Source organism: Pseudoalteromonas sp. SR41-8 (assembly GCF_014163915.1).
Classification (GTDB): Bacteria; Pseudomonadota; Gammaproteobacteria; order Enterobacterales; family Alteromonadaceae; genus Pseudoalteromonas; species Pseudoalteromonas rhizosphaerae.
This window is the reverse complement of sequence record NZ_JACJEE010000009.1, coordinates 127694-143420: the sequence shown is the minus strand read 5'-3', so window position 1 is coordinate 143420 and position 15727 is coordinate 127694. Positions and strand designations below refer to the sequence as shown.

Here is a 15727-nt window from a genome sequence, read left to right as displayed (position 1 = left end):
TATGGATATCAAAGTACCTGAACTACAAGGAATGATGGGTAAGGCTACGATTTCGGCAATTTACGTTAATGAGGGGGATGCCGTAGTACGAGACCAAACTTTATTTGATGTTGATTTTGATAAAGTGGTGTTGGAAGTGGTTGCTGCCTCTGCCGGGGTTGTTCATAGCTTTAGTGCCAAGCAAGGAGATTTAGCTATATCAGAGCAAGTGGTGATGCAACTGAGAGAAAAAGTTGCTGGTGAGCAAACAACATCAGAACAATGACTCTTACAGATGAACTCGTCGAGCAGGATTAGCTGCTCGGCGTGTTTATTGATGTTTAATAACTAAAGTGCATTATAAGGCGGGTTTAATTGGCGCTTTTGAAACGCTAGAATCGCAGTATTTTTGATTATACCGTCTTCAATATTAATCGCACGACGGATAGTTTCATCTTTTTGCCATTGTGCCTTGCCTGCTAATACTGTAGGTAAGTATACAATCATGGCGGCTGAGATTGAACGTGTTGCGCTTTCCCATAAATAACTAGGTGTATGATCAACCGCGTAATAATCAACGGTTTCATAGCGAAACATCGGATTTGCAAATGTGGTGGGTTTAGCAAAAAAGAACCCCATACCTTCGTCACAGCTTACATCTATAATTAAACTGTTTGCTTTTAGGCAGTCCGCTTCAGATTCAATAACAAAATTAACTGGGTTTGCAGTTTCTTGAAAAGTGCCATTTACGATAATATCGGCTTCGCTAATGAGCTCCGTTAGTGGCCGTTGCGTCCCATCGTGTTCAACCACCATCATCCGTGCTTCATCGTGTTGGCCTTGGCGAACTTTAACGTAATGGCAGTCCAGGATCTCTTCGCGTACTTCGTGATCGGGGCGCTGGATGCAAATCGTAATATCTCTAAAACCATGGGCTTTGAGTGCATAAATTGCACCGCGACTAACAGCACCAAAACTAAAGATGATGGTTTTACGCTGATCACCATAATGTCCGTCAATGCCTTTAAGCTGCAGTGCATGTAATACCGCACAGTAGCCGGCCATTTCGTTATTTTTATAAAAAGTATGACGGCCAACATTGCCTTGTGGCGACCATACAAACATATCTTCAAACGCAATGAGAGTGAGTTTTCTATCAAGTGCAGCTTGGGTTATTTCGCGTTGCTGTACGCAATGTACGTAGCCCCAAAGGGTTCCACCTTCACGTAGCTCTTGTAAATCAGCAAGCACCGGTTTGGCGATGATCACGGTGCCTATTTGGGTTAAAATATCACTGCGACGTGCAACACCAGCGGTTAATGCGGCTATTTGCGCATCGCTCACATTAAAAGCTTCGCCGTAGCCTTGTTCAAAGATCAGTTGTTTTCTAAGTTGTTCTGGAATGCGCTTAAGGTGGTCTGGGTGGATAGGGTAACGTCGTTCATCTGTCTTGCGTGACGTACCAATTACGCCAATAGTTAATTCACTCATGCTATCGCCTTGTTTAAAGTATGCTGAGTTCATAAACGAATGATGCTACTTCGCCAACAAACTGTGGGCTGTTTTACAGGCAAGCGAAACACTTGACTGTAAACAATGGTCTCAGTAAAGGGTTTTGTTATTTACTAAATTAGTATTTTTAATATAAAGCGGTTTTAAATCAGGTGGTTAACTTGCATAGAATGACAAGTTGAAAGTAAATATGACATAGCCGCGATTGGCTTCTGCGTATTAGCATTTGAGTATAACAGTAAAACAGTGGCGCATGCGGTTAACACAGCAATAAGAAAATTAAACAAGTACAATGACTGTGGTGTATTTTGTGATGAAAGGACTCGATACAGCGAGTCCCACTTTTTTAGCAGCTTACTTTTCTGCAGAATATGGGTCTTCAGCCATTAGGTAGGCTCTCAAATCTGCTTTTTGCGGTTGTGCATTAAGCCATGTTCTGAGTTCTTTCACTTTTGTATAAGTGTCTGCGCCGAATTTATCAGCATATATGTCACTAAAGTTTTGCTTGGTACTTTGCTCTCTAATTTGGTTTTGCCATTGCTGTGTTACTACTGCATTCAAAGTACCAGCTAAGCCTTCTTCTTTTAGTAATTCCCACTCACCTGCATCTAACCAGATCCCACCTACTGGTGCGCTGTAATCAATACGATGGTCAGTTGATGAAGAAATACGAAACTTACGCATAATGACCCCCGATACTGGGCAAATTAATGCTTTTTTAGTGTCTGTAGCGTCGGCTTCGAATGAGATATTGTCAGCAAATGCAAAGTTTGGGTTACGCTCTTTCCAAGCTGCAAAGTCTTCGATTAGTATCCAGTGGCCATTACAGTGCGTGCATGTGTGCGAACGAAATTGACCTTCAATAAAACTAGGTTTAAGTAAACCATATACCCAAGTTATCTTAAAATACAGAATTCAGCATTACACAGGGGATTAATATCAAGGCGTTACTTTGCAATAATGGTAATCCCTTTTAAGAAGTAACAACGCGGAGAGTAATTTCCTGTGGAATGCCCGAAGGGTTGGTTTAAACGCAACTTATACTGCGTTATTGATTTTAACAATAGAACCACTATTATTTGCAATCAATGCCTTGCCTAAGTTGCGTTTAATTCCAACTGAACCTCGTATTTTAAGGTAATTTGGGTATACCAATTTACAATTCATAGTATCCCTTAATTTATTTTACTTACCCTGAAAAACCACCGTTAGGATAATTATTGCTATTTATTATTAATAATAACAATGATGTTACCGTATTTTTAGAATCAATAACAAAGCTTTGTTCTGTTTAACTGCAAATTTTAGCTAGCGCGTTGACTCTTCGTTTTTACTGCGTTTACAGCGCTGCGAGCAGTAAATAACGTTATCCCAGTCGCGCTGCCATTTTTTACGCCAAGCAAAATCACGTTTGCAAGTGGGGCAGGTTTTTTGCGGTAAAGTTAGTTTTTTATGAGCCATTGTGATGGTTTGTCTTTGTACTTTTTGATCTAGGGGCGATGCTTACATGCTTTTTTAAAATCGCAGGAATAGCGCGCTTAACCTCAATACGTTCGCGATATTGCCAAAGCCGTTCTCTCGCTTCTTTAGACGCTTTGGTTAAATCAATCATCGGTGCAGGGTAATCGTCACCTAGTTTAAAGTCGTTAAATAATGCTTCCATGGGTGTTTGCTCCCAAGGTTCATGCAAGTATTCTACAGGCAGCTTTTCAAGCTCTGGGCACCATTTTTTTATAAATTCACCGCTCGGGTCTTGATCCTCAGATTGTTTAATCGGGTTGTAATGTCTAATAGTATTAATGCCCGTAACCGATGCTTGCATTTGTATTTGCGGGTAGTGGATCCCCGGTTCAAAGTCTAAAAAATAGTTAGCCAACGGCAGGCTTGCATGTTGCCAGCTGATGTTTAAATGATGCGTAACAAAACTAACTAACATAGCGCGCATTCTAAAATTAATATAACCGGTGGCTTTTAAACAGCGCATACAGGCATCAATAATAGGAATACCGGTTTGCCCCTGTGCCCAGCGTTCAATATCGCTAGTAACTTGTGCGTCATCACGATATGGAAATGCATGGTACCCCGGATTTAATGCTTTTAATTCCATGCTGCATTCGCTTTCAAACTTTTGCATAAAATGGCAATGCCAGTGCAGGCGAGATACAAATGCAGCAAGCGGGCGCTTCCAACCTTTTTTATCAGCATGAGTGCTATGATATGCGTCAATCGCCATTTGATACACTTGCCTCAGGCTGATATTTCCCCACGCTAAATAGGGCGATAGCCTAGAGCAATGAGTACGGCTTAAACTAGGGCTAGATATTCCTTTTTGATAACCCTTACCGCGTTCAGCAAAAAAACTTTGCATTACTTCACGGGCAAGTCGTGGGCCCCCATGCTGAAAATATTCATTATCTTGCGTATAGGCACTAGGCAGCTTGGGTGTTTTATAGTCAGTAAGGGGGAGTGGCTTTATTTGCTTCCAGTTAGGTATAGCAATAGGTGCTTGCATGGTTTGTTGCCAGCGTTCGTTCCAATTGTGGCGATTTTTTTTGCCACGTATCACAGCCCCGGTTGGCGACTCTAACCAGTTAATATGATGGTGTTGGCACCATGCTTTAATGGTTTTATCACGTTCAAAAGTGTTGTTTAGCCCTATTTCTTGATGGCTAAAAATGTTTGTGATTGCAAACTGCGAGTGAAGCGATTCAAGCAGGGTTTGCATGTCTTCATTAAATATATACACGCGGCTATTAAAGCGAGCTAGTTGGGTATTTAAATCAACAATTGATTGATAGACAAAGCGCCAATGCCGCTCGTTGTAATGCCCATCGTCAAGCAGTAAAGGTTCAAAGTTATAAATTAATAGTGTGGGCAGGCAATTACTAAACGCATTTTTTAAAGGCTGATGATCGCTTAGGCGTAAGTCACGTTTAAACCAGACTATGTTTATTTTTTCTTTCATACTGGTGATATCAAAACCGTATCGTTTATAAATAATTAGGCATAAATAGTTTTATACGTATTAAATGTAAAAGTAGTTTAAAAGCGATTTTGTTAGACGACTAAAACTAAAAATATGAGTTTTAGTCGTTAGTATAGAGGTTACAAATAGGCTGCTTGATTGTAAGTGCTCAGGCAGACAGGTCTTGCTGCGTTGGTAAAGCGTCGAATGCACCAAACTTTGCGACAGTTGAGGCGCCACACTTAGTTGCAAAGTCGATTGCTTTTAATACGTTTTCAAAATTATTGACCCAATCAGTAAATTCGTTTTTATCACTTACTAGCGAAGCTACTTGGTATAAAAAACCGCCTACAAAAGCATCACCGGCAGCTGTGGTATCTACGACATTCGCTGGTGGACAAGGATATGTACCACTAAATGAGCATGAGGAAAATGTAATTGGCTCGCCACCATCAGTCATTAAAACCAATGACACGCCATTGTCTACCCAGCTTTTTATTGCGGTTTCAATATGCTCAATGCCATACAGGGCTATCAGCTCATCTTTACTTGCTTTAATAACATCAACCGTTTTAGCTATATCATTAATAATGGATGGGGCTGTAAGTGGTTCATCCCAAAAGGCAGGTCGAAAATTAATATCAAAGCATGTAACCGAGTCTGCTTCTTTAAAGTGTTTTAGTGCATTTAACGTAGTATTTAATACGTTAGCCTTAGCTAAAGAGCCTGAGCAAAAACTCACTATTTTAGGGGCTGCAAATAAAGAGGGGGTTAAATCGGAAATCTGCAAATCATAATGCGCGGCGTCTTTATCGTAAAAATCAAATGTACGTTCACCGCTTTCATCTAATGAGACAAAGGCTAGTGCAGTTTTACCTTTTTTAGAAAAGCTAACATGTGATGTTTTAACATTATTTGTATCGAGTGCCTTTATTAAAAAACGACCAAACGGATCATCGCCTACCTTACCAAGCAATGAGCTCAAACCGCCTAACTTTGCTACGGCGACAGCTACATTTGCGGGGGCACCTCCTGCAAATTGAGTGAATCCTAGCTCGCTGCTTAATACTGTTTTATCTATACAATCATTTGAGAGTAAATCAATTAAGGCTTCACCAATTGCAACTACTTCCATTACGTTATTCCTATAAAAATTGTCAGGGTATCGTCTCGTTTTAAACGATACCTTTGGTTAAATCTAAGCCTTGACCACCAAGACAGTTATTGATTTTGGTGTCAAAAAATACGTCGCTTTATGTATCTTCTCGAATCAAGCCAGCTAACTTAGCTGGGTTAATGGCATTGATAGATTCACTCTTTTTTGACCAGATGTGCCCGTTACGATTATGTGCCCAAATCCTAAACCATTTTTTGCTTTTTGTTGCGTGTGATTACAAACTTGCTGTTTTATCAGCCCGCCTCACCAGTTTGGGCAAATTTGTAAATAGAATGTAGAGAACTAAAAGAAATAAATCAACTATTATTACTTATTTTTTTGTACAAGTTTATGGAGTTATTTAATTGAATTTATTTGCGGGTAATCCAGAATATCAAAGCGCCGGCGAATAGCGCCGGCTGCTTGATAAATTTATTGGAAGCTAGTTGTGGGAAAGGCTGACGTTATCTTGAGAAAAATTTATAATTAACGGTAGGTTAGCGCAACCTATTGATTGAGCTTTAGCACCAATAGAGCCGCTTTGTACGGCACAGCGATATATGCCACGATGATCGGCTTGGCTTAATTTTAACTTTGTTGCTAATACTATTTTTTCTCTTACATTGATAGGGATTGCACCATCAATCACAATGGCTTCAAAATCAAAAATAGCCAGTGAGCACAGTGCTGCATAGGCAAGGCCATCTGCAACTTGATCTATCCATTTATCTAAAACAGGGCCTAAATCTCCCCAATATTCTTTTGAACTCCACACTATGTCGGTATTGTAACCATCATCTTTAAGCATTTTTTCAAGTATATACAGCGAAGACTGCATGATCAGCTGTTGCGATGTTAGTTGGCCTTCACTATTGAGTACAGGCCTTGGTAATGAGCCAATAGCTCCCGCATTACCTTTTTTACCAGTAAATAAGGTTTCATTTATAACGACTCCACCACCAATAAAAGTGCCAATAAAAATGTATAAAAAATCAGTAAAGCGAGCTGGGTTGCCAAAGCTCAGCTCTGCTGAGCATGCTGCGGTATCATCATTACATACATAGACAGGAAGAGAGATGATCTGATTGATTCTTTGTTTAAAATCGAAAGACTTCCACTCATTCATTACTTTCTTTGGTGCGCCAGCTTCTTCAGTCCAATTCCAAATTTCAAAAGGAGTTGCAACACCAATACCTAGAATACGCTCGGCTAACTCGTCACTTAAGCTCATTTTAAGTACGCTGATACCTTTTTCAAGAAAAGTGAGCAGACTATTTACAGTAGGGTAGGCACAGTACTCATTTAAGGTTGCGCGTATATTTCCGACCAAGTCAATTAAGGTTAAATCATAACTTCGGCGACCAACTTTTAAGCCGATGCCAAAAGCACCATCAGGATTTAAGGCAAACGGAATAGTGGGTTGGCCAACACGGCCACGCTGTGGCTCTTTTCTTATTAATAACGACTCGGCTTCTAAGCTATTGATAATAACTGTAACGGCTTGTGCAGAAAGACCCGTTTTTTGTGCTATCTCGGCTTTTGGCGCACTCCCTTGTTGACGAATTAAAGACATAATTCGACGTTCATTGTGAGCACGCAAGCCAGATTGGCTTCGGCCTTCTTGTGAGACGAGTCGAGGGTTTTTAGCTTTGATAATGATTCCTGTCTAATCTGTTATTGTCTTGAATAACTTAACTAATTGTACACTGAGCGGACATACTTGGCGACAGCATTGGTTTTATTACTGTGCTGATCATTTAATATTAAATTAACGACAGAGTACAATTAAGTATTGTTAAATGTAATAAATAACTATAGTTGATTTATTGACGAGGTGATATTTACCTGTTTAAATGCTTTACTCAAAGTTAACAACTGAGACATGGCAATGACCACACACACACATACAAAAACACCTCTTGTCTCTAAGGAGATGGTGGTTCCCTTTATTTTGCTTGTACTTTGCTTTGCAGCATGGGGTGCTGCAGCAAATATGACTGATCCGTTAGTTAAAGTATTTAGTAAAATATTTACTATGTCTTCAGTGCAATCGGCACTTGTACAGTTTAGCTACTATGGCGCCTACTTTTGCTTAGCCATTCCTGCCGCTTATATAAATAAACGCTTTTCTTACAAAACGGGAGTATTGACAGGCTTAGGCATGGCTGCGATAGGGGCATTTATGTTTTATCCCGCAAGCCAAGCAATGACTTACGGCTTTTTTTTAGCCGCTTTATTTGTGTTAGCTGGTGGTCTATCTATTTTAGAAACTTCAGCAAACCCCTATGTGATGGGAATGGGAAATCAGCAAAGTGCAACCCGTAGACTAAATTTAGCGCAATCTTTCAATCCTGTTGGTACTAATATCGGTGTGTTTTTAGCCGCAACCCTTATTTTACCTAGCCTAAATATAGCTTCCTCAGATGAGCGTGCAGCTATGAGCGCTGAGCAACTAACTCAGGTAATAAAAGCAGAACTAGATGCGGTTATGGTGCCTTATGTGGGTATGGCTTGCGTACTTGTGCTTATTTGGCTGGCAATTGCATTTACTAAAACACCTAACTTTTGCAAGCAAAAAAAGGTATCTAAGCATGTCGATTTTCGTGCAACCTTTAAACGATTATTTAAAAATACACATTATCGCTTTGGCGTTATTGCGCAGTTTTTTAATGTTGCAGCGCAAACCTGTGTATGGACCTTTACCATTCAATACGTTATGGAAGCACTTGATACAAACGAAGTGACCGGTGGAACGTTTTTGCAATACAGTATGATCACTTTTCTGTTCTCTCGGTTTATGATGACATGGCTTATGGGATTTATTAGACCAGCAAAACTATTAATGGCAACCTCTGTAATTGCGACGCTATTATGTTTATATATGGTGCAAATGCCAACTATAAGTGGGGTTTGGGCTTTAGTTTGTATATCGGCTTGTTTATCGTTAATGTTTCCCACTATTTACGCAATTTCATTACATGGTTTAGGCGATGATGCAAAGTTAGGTGCTGCCGGATTAGTAATGGCTATTTTAGGTGGAGCGATAGTACCCGTGGTACAGGCTGTATTTATTGATACCTTCAGTGTCGCTTTTTCTTATATTGTGCCAGCAGGCTGTTTTATTATTGTGGCTGGTTATGCAGCATTTGATTTAAAAACAAAAATTAGAACATTTAATAATGTTGCACCTTGCTAAAATGCACAAAACCGAGTCTTAAAGGCTCGGTTTTGTGTGCTACAACTTTTATTCTCACCACCGCTATTCTTTAAGCATTATTAACTGCTTAACGGCCAATCTGCGGCATCTAACGAGTCTATGGCGTGTACCTCATCACCTTGCCAGTGATTAATAAATTGATTATTAGCATCGTAGGTTTGGGTTTGCTTTACTAAATTGAAATGCCTACCCGAGCGAGGATCCGCGCCAACACCTGCAAGGTATTGCCAATTTCCCCAATTAGATGCCACGTCGTAATCAATCAGTTGTTGTTCAAAATAAGCAGCGCCAAAGCGCCAATCTAGCTTGAGCTCGTTTACCAAGCAGCTTGCAACTAATTGCCGGCCACGATTTGACATATAGCCGGTTTTATTCAGCTGTTTCATACATGCATTGACAATGGGATACGGTGTTGTGCCTGTGCACCATTGCTTAAATCGCTGTGGGTAAAAACTGGTTAGTGGCTTACGCTTTGTAATTCCGGCAAAAGAAAATAACTTATTGCCATAACGCAGGCTGTATAGTTGAAAGTATTCACGCCACAGTAATTCAAAATAAATCCAGTAAGTTGAGTCGTTTGCGCCATGAATGTGCTCATAATTACGCAAAGCGTTGACTATTTGCCGAGCACTAATGCAGCCATTAGCAAGCCAAGGAGAAAACTTGGTTGAGTTTTCAATACCAGCTAAAGCGTTGCGAGTTTCTTTGTAGGTAGATGGATTAGCACTTGAAAAGTAATCAGCTAGATGATCAGTCGCACTTTGTTCACCACCTGCGAATAACGTTCGTTCTTTACTGACATTAGGCAATGTAGTTGGCCAAGGCATTGGAGCAATTAAAGGTCTGGCTATGTACACTGGAGGATCTAAAAGTGTATTTATAGTGGGCGTTGTTTGCTCAATTAGCTTTCTGAATTGGCTAAATGTTGCTGGCAGTTCATTAATAGTAAAAGGAAGTTGCTGGTTGTCATATAAGGTAAATGTATTAGCTTGTTTAATAACAAGATCACCATGATTTTTCGCTACATTGAGTAGCGTTTGCTGCTCATCGTAACCAATTTGTTCACTGCAATATAGAGTACGCACGTTGTGATGGTGATAATAATGTTCAATCACCTCATGAGCAGCTTGATGGTAGATCACTAAATGTTGCCCATAGTCTTTCAGAGTATTGTTTAACTGTTGTAAAGATTGCGCTAAAAACTGCCAGCGATGTTGTCCCATTGATTGGCAATCATGGTGATTGCTTTTAAACCATTGAGGGTCAACACAATATATAAAGCTAAGTGCTGTATCTTGCTTTGCAGCAAGAGAGATTAGTGCGTTATCGCTTAGTCGTAAATCGTTAGTAAACCAGTACAAAGAGTGTGTCATAGTAATAAAGCGTTTTTTTCATTTACTTTGTCTTTAATACGTAACAAAGTGAAAAGGCGTTTAGTTTAATGAGTTTAAATTTAATGAGGTGATGATGTATTTTGATTTAACTGATCCTGACGAGCAAAAAGGGGCATACAGTAAATTGGTTGGTGGGATCACGCCAAGGCCTATCGCATGGATAAGCACGTTAAGTAGTGATGGCGTGGCGAATATTGCGCCGTATTCATTTTTTACCGTGGCAAGTGTAAACCCGCCAGTGTTGAGTGTGACTCAGGTAAATCCAGCTGAGAATCAAAACAAGGATACCTTAAACAATTTACTGGCCACAAAAGAGTGCGTTATCAATGTGGTCAGTCATAATCTGGTGGAGCAAATGAATCAAAGTTGCGGTAATTTTTCTTCGCAAACTAGTGAATTTACGGCTGTGGGGATCGCATCATGTGCAAGTCAATCAGTAACTCCATTGGGGGTGGCAGCAGCTAAGGTTCGTTATGAATGTAGCTTACGTGACGTGGTCACTATTTCTGAACAAGCAGGTGGCGGGCAAATGATGTTATTAAATGTAGTTGGTATTTATATTGATGAAAGTGTACTTGTTAACGGCTATATTGACCCAAGAGCTTTAAATACCGTTGGTAAAATGGGCGGAGATTACTTTACGACAACGCATGATTTATTTAGCTTGGCTAGGCCAGAGATTTAGCTGAAATTTTACGTTATTTTATGTTTATACCTTTTACGTATAGTAAAAACCGTGCAGTAAAAAGCCAAGTAATAATTACTTGGCTTATATACGGTTAATTTTTTAGCTTAGTTGAGTGCCATAGTGAGAGATATCTCAGCATTCATTAATTTTGAGATAGGGCAGCCTTGTTTGGTTTGCTCGCACAGTTTTTTAAATTCTGATTCAGCAATACCGGCAATTTTTGCCTCTACACTTAAGGCTATATGACTAACCTCAAAGCCATCATCCACTTCATCTAAACTAACCACTGCACTGGTGGTGATATCATCAGCAACGTAATTTGCTTCAGTTAACGCAAGTGATAGCGCCATACTAAAGCAAGCACTGTGCGCCGCAGCTATTAGTTCTTCTGGGTTAGTGCCCGCTTTATCTTCAAAGCGCGTATTAAAACCATAGGGCTGATTATCTAAAGCGCCGCTTTCGGTGCTAATTTGACCTTTACCAGATTTAATATCGCCAGACCAATGTGATTGTGCAGATTTCTTAATCGTCATACTCATCTCCTTTGTAATAATTTCGCTAACTGTGAAAAGATTTCACCTTTGCATAGCGAAATGGGCGGTTTATAGAGAGTGTTGCAACATAAGCACCAAGTTTACAAAAGTATTGAATGTTGAGTTACACGGATCCACTGACGATAAGAATGTGTAATAAATGAAATCAGCATGGCTAACTAAAAAGCGGTCCTTACTGACCGCTTGTTTATCAAAAAATTAAAGTGCCGATACGTAATCTGAAATTTCTTTACTAGCGGCGTTTTTGCTGTCATCACCACCTGGCATATTTAGGCCTTCAGCATAAATAAAGTCCACATCGTTGATACCTAAAAATGCAAAAAAGTCTTTTAGATACTTAGTTTGCGTATCCATATCAGTACCTAAGTACATACCGCCACGAGCAGCAAGAATAACTACTTTAGTGTTTTCAACTAACCCAACTGGGCCTGTTTCAGTGTATTTAAACGTAATGCCAGCGCGAGCAACACGATCGATCCACGCTTTTAATGTAGATGGAATACCAAAGTTATACATAGGGACGCCCATCACGATGAGCTTATTATTTTGCAGCTCAGTGACCAACTCATCAGAAATAGCAGCCAGTTTGTTTTGCTCATCGCTGCGTTGTGAAGGCTCTGTCATCCATGCGCCCATTTCAGCTTGAGTTAGGTGTGGTAATGAGTTTTCGGCAACATCACGACGAGTCACTGTAATGTCAGTTTTTTGTGTAAGCTCAGCAATGAACTGCTCACTAAGCTGATGTGAATTACCGTTTTCACCGTTGAGTGATGAGTTGATTAATAATACGTTCTTCATAGCCGTTCCTTTAATTGTAAATTACTAATAAGAGCATATCCTTTTATATTACAAATTAACAATGCAATTTAATGGCTTAACCATTCGATTTAAGAGAATGTTTTAGTTTGCTGCTGAGTGGTTTTTGGTTATCAAATTGCGCTGTTGTTTTGCTACGACTGAAATGATGGCGATTACACTCTGCGATATTTGTTTGTCGTCGCCTTTTACTATTCTCTAAGTTAGCATCGAGATGGCCCATTAAGCTTGCTACGTATATAAAGGTTAAAAAAATGTAATTGTAACTTTATTAATTATTTAAATAAGATTAAGCTCAAGGCACTAATACAATAAGCAATAACAACAATAAAAAGGAAGTTTAGTGATTGATATAATTAAACATACACCGCTGTGGGTGTTCGCGTTATTTGCCGGCCTGATTGTGCTTGGTGTCAAACAAACCCGAGCAAGAGAGGTCACGTTACGCAGTGTTTGTGTGTTACCTGTCGCAATGGCTGGCCTGTCAGTTTTTGGGGTGTACTCCGCATTTTCTGGTGTAATTGCATTAGCAGTTTGGTTTGTGTGTTTAGTACTTGGTTGGGGAGTCGCTCGTCAATTCGGTTTGCCAAAGGGAGTGCGCTACATAAGTGAGCAGCATGTGTTTCATATACCTGGTAGCAAAGTACCATTTATACTAATAATGGCCATTTTCTTTACTAAATATTGTGTTGGAGTGATGTTGGCAATACAACTAGCAGTTACGCAAAGTACAGAATTTATGGTTATTGTCAGCGCGATTTACGGTATTTTAAGTGGCATATTCTTAGCTCGCGGCTTACAGATCCTGCAGGCGCGAAATAACCAAATAGATTTACAGCCAGCATAAGTAACAGCGCGGTTAGTCATACTAATCGCGCTGTTAGGTTTTCGTTAAAAGTCGCTTTTACTGTGGCGCTCGGCTAGTTGCTCATCTTCTGGGCCCCAAGTCCGGTTAACTCTGCGACCACGCTTTACTGCAGGGCGGCGTTCAATCTGTTTTGCCCAGCGCATCACGTGGGTATATGATTCAACATCTAAAAACTCGGCGGCGTCGTATAAATATCCCAATACCAGCGAGCCATACCATGGCCAAATAGCAATATCTGCGATTGAATAGTCACTACCAGCCATGTAATCATGATCACTTAAATGGCGGTTTAATACATCTAGCTGGCGTTTAACTTCCATCGTAAATCGGTCAATAGGATATTGCATTTTGTGTGGTGCATAGGCATAGAAATGACCAAAACCACCGCCTAAATAAGGTGCTGATCCCATTTGCCAAAATAACCAGTTACGGCATTCGGTTTTACTGGTGTGGTCGCTTGGCACTAGCGCATCAAACTTCTCTGCTAAGTATTGTAAAATAGCACCTGATTCAAACACCCGCGTTATAGGGGTCGTACTGTGATCCATCAGCGCTGGAATTTTTGAATTAGGGTTAACACTCACAAAGCCTGAGCCAAATTGATCGCCATCGCCGATTTTAATTAAAAACGCATCATATTCGGCTTCAGTGATACCAAGCTCTAATAGTTCTTCAAGCATGATGGTGACTTTTTGGCCATTAGGGGTTGCCAGTGAGTAAAGCTGAAGAGGGTGCTCACCAACGGGTAAATCTTGCTGGTGCGTAGCGCCTGCAATTGGTCGATTTATTTTTGCCCAGTCACCGCCACTTTCCGCGTCCCACAGCCATACTTTAGGCGGGGTATAGTTTTCGCTGTTACTCATCAAAACTCCTTAAACGTTGGTTACTTTAATTAAGGTTACGAACAACCCATCCTAGTTGATCATTTAGAGCAAGGGAAGCAAAGATAACTTTCATTGGTAATATGAAGATCATTTAGATGAGGTCATGGATGGCCTTATCCACGAGGGTATAAAGCGCTAACCGAAATAGAGAAAGCGCAAATTTATTTAATCCGAGATAATGACGGTTAATATTTTATCTTTAACCTTGCTAACTTTAAAGCTTATAACTTGCGCTTTTCTTATCTTGTTTTGCTAAATAATAGCCAATAAGAATACCAGCGAGTGCGCCAAACAGGTGGCTTTCAAATGACACATGGGGACGCTGTGGCAAAACACCCCAAATTAAACCACTATATAAAAATACCACCGCGACACTAATAGCAATGGCCTTAAATGACCGATGCATAATGCCGTAGCAAATTAAAAAGCCCCACAAGCCATAAAGTACACCGCTCAGGCCAACGTGAATATTAGCGCGACCAAATAGCCAAACCAGTAATCCTCCAACCACAGCAGTAAAGATAAATACAGCCCAAAACCGTTTGACGCTATATTGGCAGACTAGCCAGCCAAGCACTGCAAATGGGATTAAGTTACTAAGCAAATGTGCCCAGCCGCCATGTAAAAAAGGCGCGAAAAAAATACCCGTTAAGCCACTTAGATTGCGAGGGTAAATACCTAATCCATTTAAGTTAACGCCTGGTAAGCTATTAATAATTTGCAGTAAAACACACAATAAAATAATACCAATAAGCGTAAAGCGTTTACTGACTAGAGGAGGAATGCTCAAAGAGCTTTTTGGGTTTGCCATACATCACTTAATTTTAAATATGTTTGACTGAGTATACCTATCCTGATGCTTAATTGAAAAGCCTTGCTGGGTTAAGCAAGGCTTTAGTTACAATATTAAAGAATTAGCCTAATTGGGTTAGCAGTTTTTGCGCTGCAAGCTCAGAGCTGGCAGGATTTTGACCGGTGATCAATAAGCCATCGACTAATGCGAGCACACCCCAATCATCCGTTTTTTGGTAATCACCGCCTTTTTTGATCAGCTCATCTTCTACCAACAATGGAACAATGTCAGTAAGTTGCACAGCGGCTTCTTCACTATTGCTAAAGCCAGTTACTTTCTTACCTGCAACCAATGCACTGCCATCTGAATTTTTAGCATTTAAAAACACGGCACTTGCGTGGCAAACAGCTGCAACAGGCTTTTCTGTTTTGATAAAGTCTTCAATCAATGAAATTGAGTCTGTATTATCAACTAAGTCCCATAATGGGCCATGGCCGCCTGGGTAAAATACGGCGTCAAAGTCGCTGGCATTTACATCACCAAGCGCTTTTGTATTGGCCATCAATGTTTGTGCTGCACTGTCGTTATCAAAACGTTTTGTAGCATCTGTTGCGGCATCAGGTGCGGCGCTATTTGGATCAATCGGTGGTTGCCCGCCTTTTACTGATGCGAGTGTAACCTCAGCACCGGCATCAATAAATGCATAATAAGGAGCCGCAAATTCTTCGACCCAAAAGCCCGTTTTATGACCGGTATTGCCAAGCTCTGCATGAGAGGTAAGAACCATAAGTATTTTTTTAGCCATAACCATATTCCTTCTGATGATTTAAATTTTTAATTTATCTTACTAACTACTATATGCACTAAGGTCACTTTAAACAACGATGATAAATTCAACTTT

16 protein-coding genes are annotated in these 15727 nt (G+C 40.2%); 4 read left to right on the top strand and 12 right to left on the bottom strand.

All coding sequences use genetic code 11. The annotated features are described in order from the left end of the window. Position 1: 1 nt before the first annotated feature. The gene (locus H5162_RS08430; protein WP_182758545.1) at positions 2-265 is read left to right on the top strand and encodes a biotin/lipoyl-containing protein; all 264 of its coding nucleotides are present in this window, start codon (positions 2-4) and stop codon (positions 263-265) included. 62 nt (positions 266-327) lie between these two features. Here the strand turns inward: H5162_RS08430 and H5162_RS08425 are convergent, their stop codons facing one another. The 6 genes from H5162_RS08425 to H5162_RS08400 all read right to left on the bottom strand — a co-directional run bounded on the left by H5162_RS08425 (position 328) and on the right by H5162_RS08400 (position 7212). Further along, positions 328-1470, bottom strand: a complete 1143-nt coding sequence (locus H5162_RS08425) for a N(5)-(carboxyethyl)ornithine synthase (RefSeq protein ID WP_182759842.1) — start codon at positions 1468-1470, stop codon at positions 328-330. Positions 1471-1845: 375 nt separating this feature from the next. Next, positions 1846-2175, bottom strand: a complete 330-nt coding sequence (locus H5162_RS21360; RefSeq protein WP_259398189.1) for a hypothetical protein — start codon at positions 2173-2175, stop codon at positions 1846-1848. A 624-nt stretch (positions 2176-2799) separates the two neighbouring features. After that, complete coding sequence (locus H5162_RS08415; protein WP_182731067.1) at positions 2800-2952, bottom strand: DUF2256 domain-containing protein; 153 nt, start codon at positions 2950-2952, stop codon at positions 2800-2802. Beyond that, positions 2942-4456, bottom strand: a complete 1515-nt coding sequence (locus H5162_RS08410) for a cryptochrome/deoxyribodipyrimidine photo-lyase family protein (RefSeq protein WP_182759843.1) — start codon at positions 4454-4456, stop codon at positions 2942-2944. Before H5162_RS08410 ends, H5162_RS08415 begins: the two co-directional genes overlap by 11 nt. 169 nt (positions 4457-4625) lie before the next feature. After that, positions 4626-5591 (bottom strand): carbohydrate kinase, encoded by a 966-nt coding sequence (locus H5162_RS08405; protein ID WP_182759844.1) that lies wholly within the window; start codon positions 5589-5591, stop codon positions 4626-4628. A 463-nt stretch (positions 5592-6054) separates the two neighbouring features. Further along, a complete protein-coding gene (locus tag H5162_RS08400; RefSeq protein WP_220493207.1) occupies positions 6055-7212 on the bottom strand; it encodes an ROK family transcriptional regulator in 1158 nt (385 codons plus the stop codon). Positions 7213-7500: 288 nt separating this feature from the next. Here H5162_RS08400 and fucP point away from each other — a divergent pair, with 288 nt between their 5' ends. Further along, on the top strand, positions 7501-8808 hold the full coding sequence (gene fucP, locus H5162_RS08395) for an L-fucose:H+ symporter permease (protein ID WP_182778250.1): 1308 nt from the start codon (positions 7501-7503) through the stop codon (positions 8806-8808). Between the two features lie 80 nt (positions 8809-8888). Here fucP and H5162_RS08390 read toward each other — a convergent pair whose 3' ends face one another. After that, positions 8889-10202, bottom strand: a complete 1314-nt coding sequence (locus H5162_RS08390; protein ID WP_145237447.1) for a DASH family cryptochrome — start codon at positions 10200-10202, stop codon at positions 8889-8891. Positions 10203-10296: 94 nt separating this feature from the next. Here H5162_RS08390 and H5162_RS08385 point away from each other — a divergent pair, with 94 nt between their 5' ends. Next, positions 10297-10908, top strand: coding sequence for a flavin reductase family protein (locus H5162_RS08385; RefSeq protein WP_145237753.1), 612 nt, complete (start codon positions 10297-10299; stop codon positions 10906-10908). Between the two features lie 107 nt (positions 10909-11015). Here H5162_RS08385 and H5162_RS08380 read toward each other — a convergent pair whose 3' ends face one another. Then, positions 11016-11444: an OsmC family protein gene (locus H5162_RS08380; RefSeq protein WP_145237444.1), complete on the bottom strand. Its 429-nt coding sequence runs from the start codon at positions 11442-11444 to the stop codon at positions 11016-11018. Positions 11445-11663: 219 nt separating this feature from the next. Next, a complete protein-coding gene (locus tag H5162_RS08375) occupies positions 11664-12263 on the bottom strand; it encodes an FMN-dependent NADH-azoreductase (RefSeq protein WP_182731070.1) in 600 nt (199 codons plus the stop codon). Between the two features lie 361 nt (positions 12264-12624). Between H5162_RS08375 and H5162_RS08370 the strand changes: the two genes are divergently transcribed. Then, positions 12625-13128, top strand: coding sequence for a DUF6622 family protein (locus H5162_RS08370; protein ID WP_182731071.1), 504 nt, complete (start codon positions 12625-12627; stop codon positions 13126-13128). 44 nt (positions 13129-13172) lie between these two features. On the opposite strand, the gene yghU is transcribed toward H5162_RS08370, so the two are convergent. The 3 genes from yghU to H5162_RS08355 form a co-directional block, all read right to left on the bottom strand. Then, positions 13173-14012 carry a glutathione-dependent disulfide-bond oxidoreductase gene (gene yghU / locus H5162_RS08365; RefSeq protein ID WP_145237410.1) on the bottom strand — a complete coding sequence of 280 codons (840 nt, stop codon included), beginning with the start codon at positions 14010-14012 and terminating at the stop codon, positions 13173-13175. Between the two features lie 235 nt (positions 14013-14247). Continuing rightward, entirely contained in the window at positions 14248-14844 is a 597-nt protein-coding gene (locus tag H5162_RS08360) for a rhomboid family intramembrane serine protease (RefSeq protein WP_182778248.1), read from the bottom strand. Positions 14845-14947: 103 nt separating this feature from the next. Then, positions 14948-15631: a type 1 glutamine amidotransferase domain-containing protein gene (locus H5162_RS08355; protein WP_149980845.1), complete on the bottom strand. Its 684-nt coding sequence runs from the start codon at positions 15629-15631 to the stop codon at positions 14948-14950. Between the last annotated feature and the right edge of the window lie 96 nt (positions 15632-15727).

Coding starts and splice junctions, on each gene's coding strand:
- H5162_RS08430 (WP_182758545.1), top strand. CDS start 2: ATGGATATCAAAGTACCTGAACTACAAGGAATGATGGGTAAGGCTACG.
- H5162_RS08425 (WP_182759842.1), bottom strand. CDS start 1,470: ATGAGTGAATTAACTATTGGCGTAATTGGTACGTCACGCAAGACAGAT.
- H5162_RS21360 (WP_259398189.1), bottom strand. CDS start 2,175: ATGCGTAAGTTTCGTATTTCTTCATCAACTGACCATCGTATTGATTAC.
- H5162_RS08415 (WP_182731067.1), bottom strand. CDS start 2,952: ATGGCTCATAAAAAACTAACTTTACCGCAAAAAACCTGCCCCACTTGC.
- H5162_RS08410 (WP_182759843.1), bottom strand. CDS start 4,456: ATGAAAGAAAAAATAAACATAGTCTGGTTTAAACGTGACTTACGCCTA.
- H5162_RS08405 (WP_182759844.1), bottom strand. CDS start 5,591: ATGGAAGTAGTTGCAATTGGTGAAGCCTTAATTGATTTACTCTCAAAT.
- fucP (WP_182778250.1), top strand. CDS start 7,501: ATGACCACACACACACATACAAAAACACCTCTTGTCTCTAAGGAGATG.
- H5162_RS08390 (WP_145237447.1), bottom strand. CDS start 10,202: ATGACACACTCTTTGTACTGGTTTACTAACGATTTACGACTAAGCGAT.
- H5162_RS08385 (WP_145237753.1), top strand. CDS start 10,297: ATGTATTTTGATTTAACTGATCCTGACGAGCAAAAAGGGGCATACAGT.
- H5162_RS08380 (WP_145237444.1), bottom strand. CDS start 11,444: ATGACGATTAAGAAATCTGCACAATCACATTGGTCTGGCGATATTAAA.
- H5162_RS08375 (WP_182731070.1), bottom strand. CDS start 12,263: ATGAAGAACGTATTATTAATCAACTCATCACTCAACGGTGAAAACGGT.
- yghU (WP_145237410.1), bottom strand. CDS start 14,012: ATGAGTAACAGCGAAAACTATACCCCGCCTAAAGTATGGCTGTGGGAC.
- H5162_RS08360 (WP_182778248.1), bottom strand. CDS start 14,844: ATGGCAAACCCAAAAAGCTCTTTGAGCATTCCTCCTCTAGTCAGTAAA.
- H5162_RS08355 (WP_149980845.1), bottom strand. CDS start 15,631: ATGGCTAAAAAAATACTTATGGTTCTTACCTCTCATGCAGAGCTTGGC.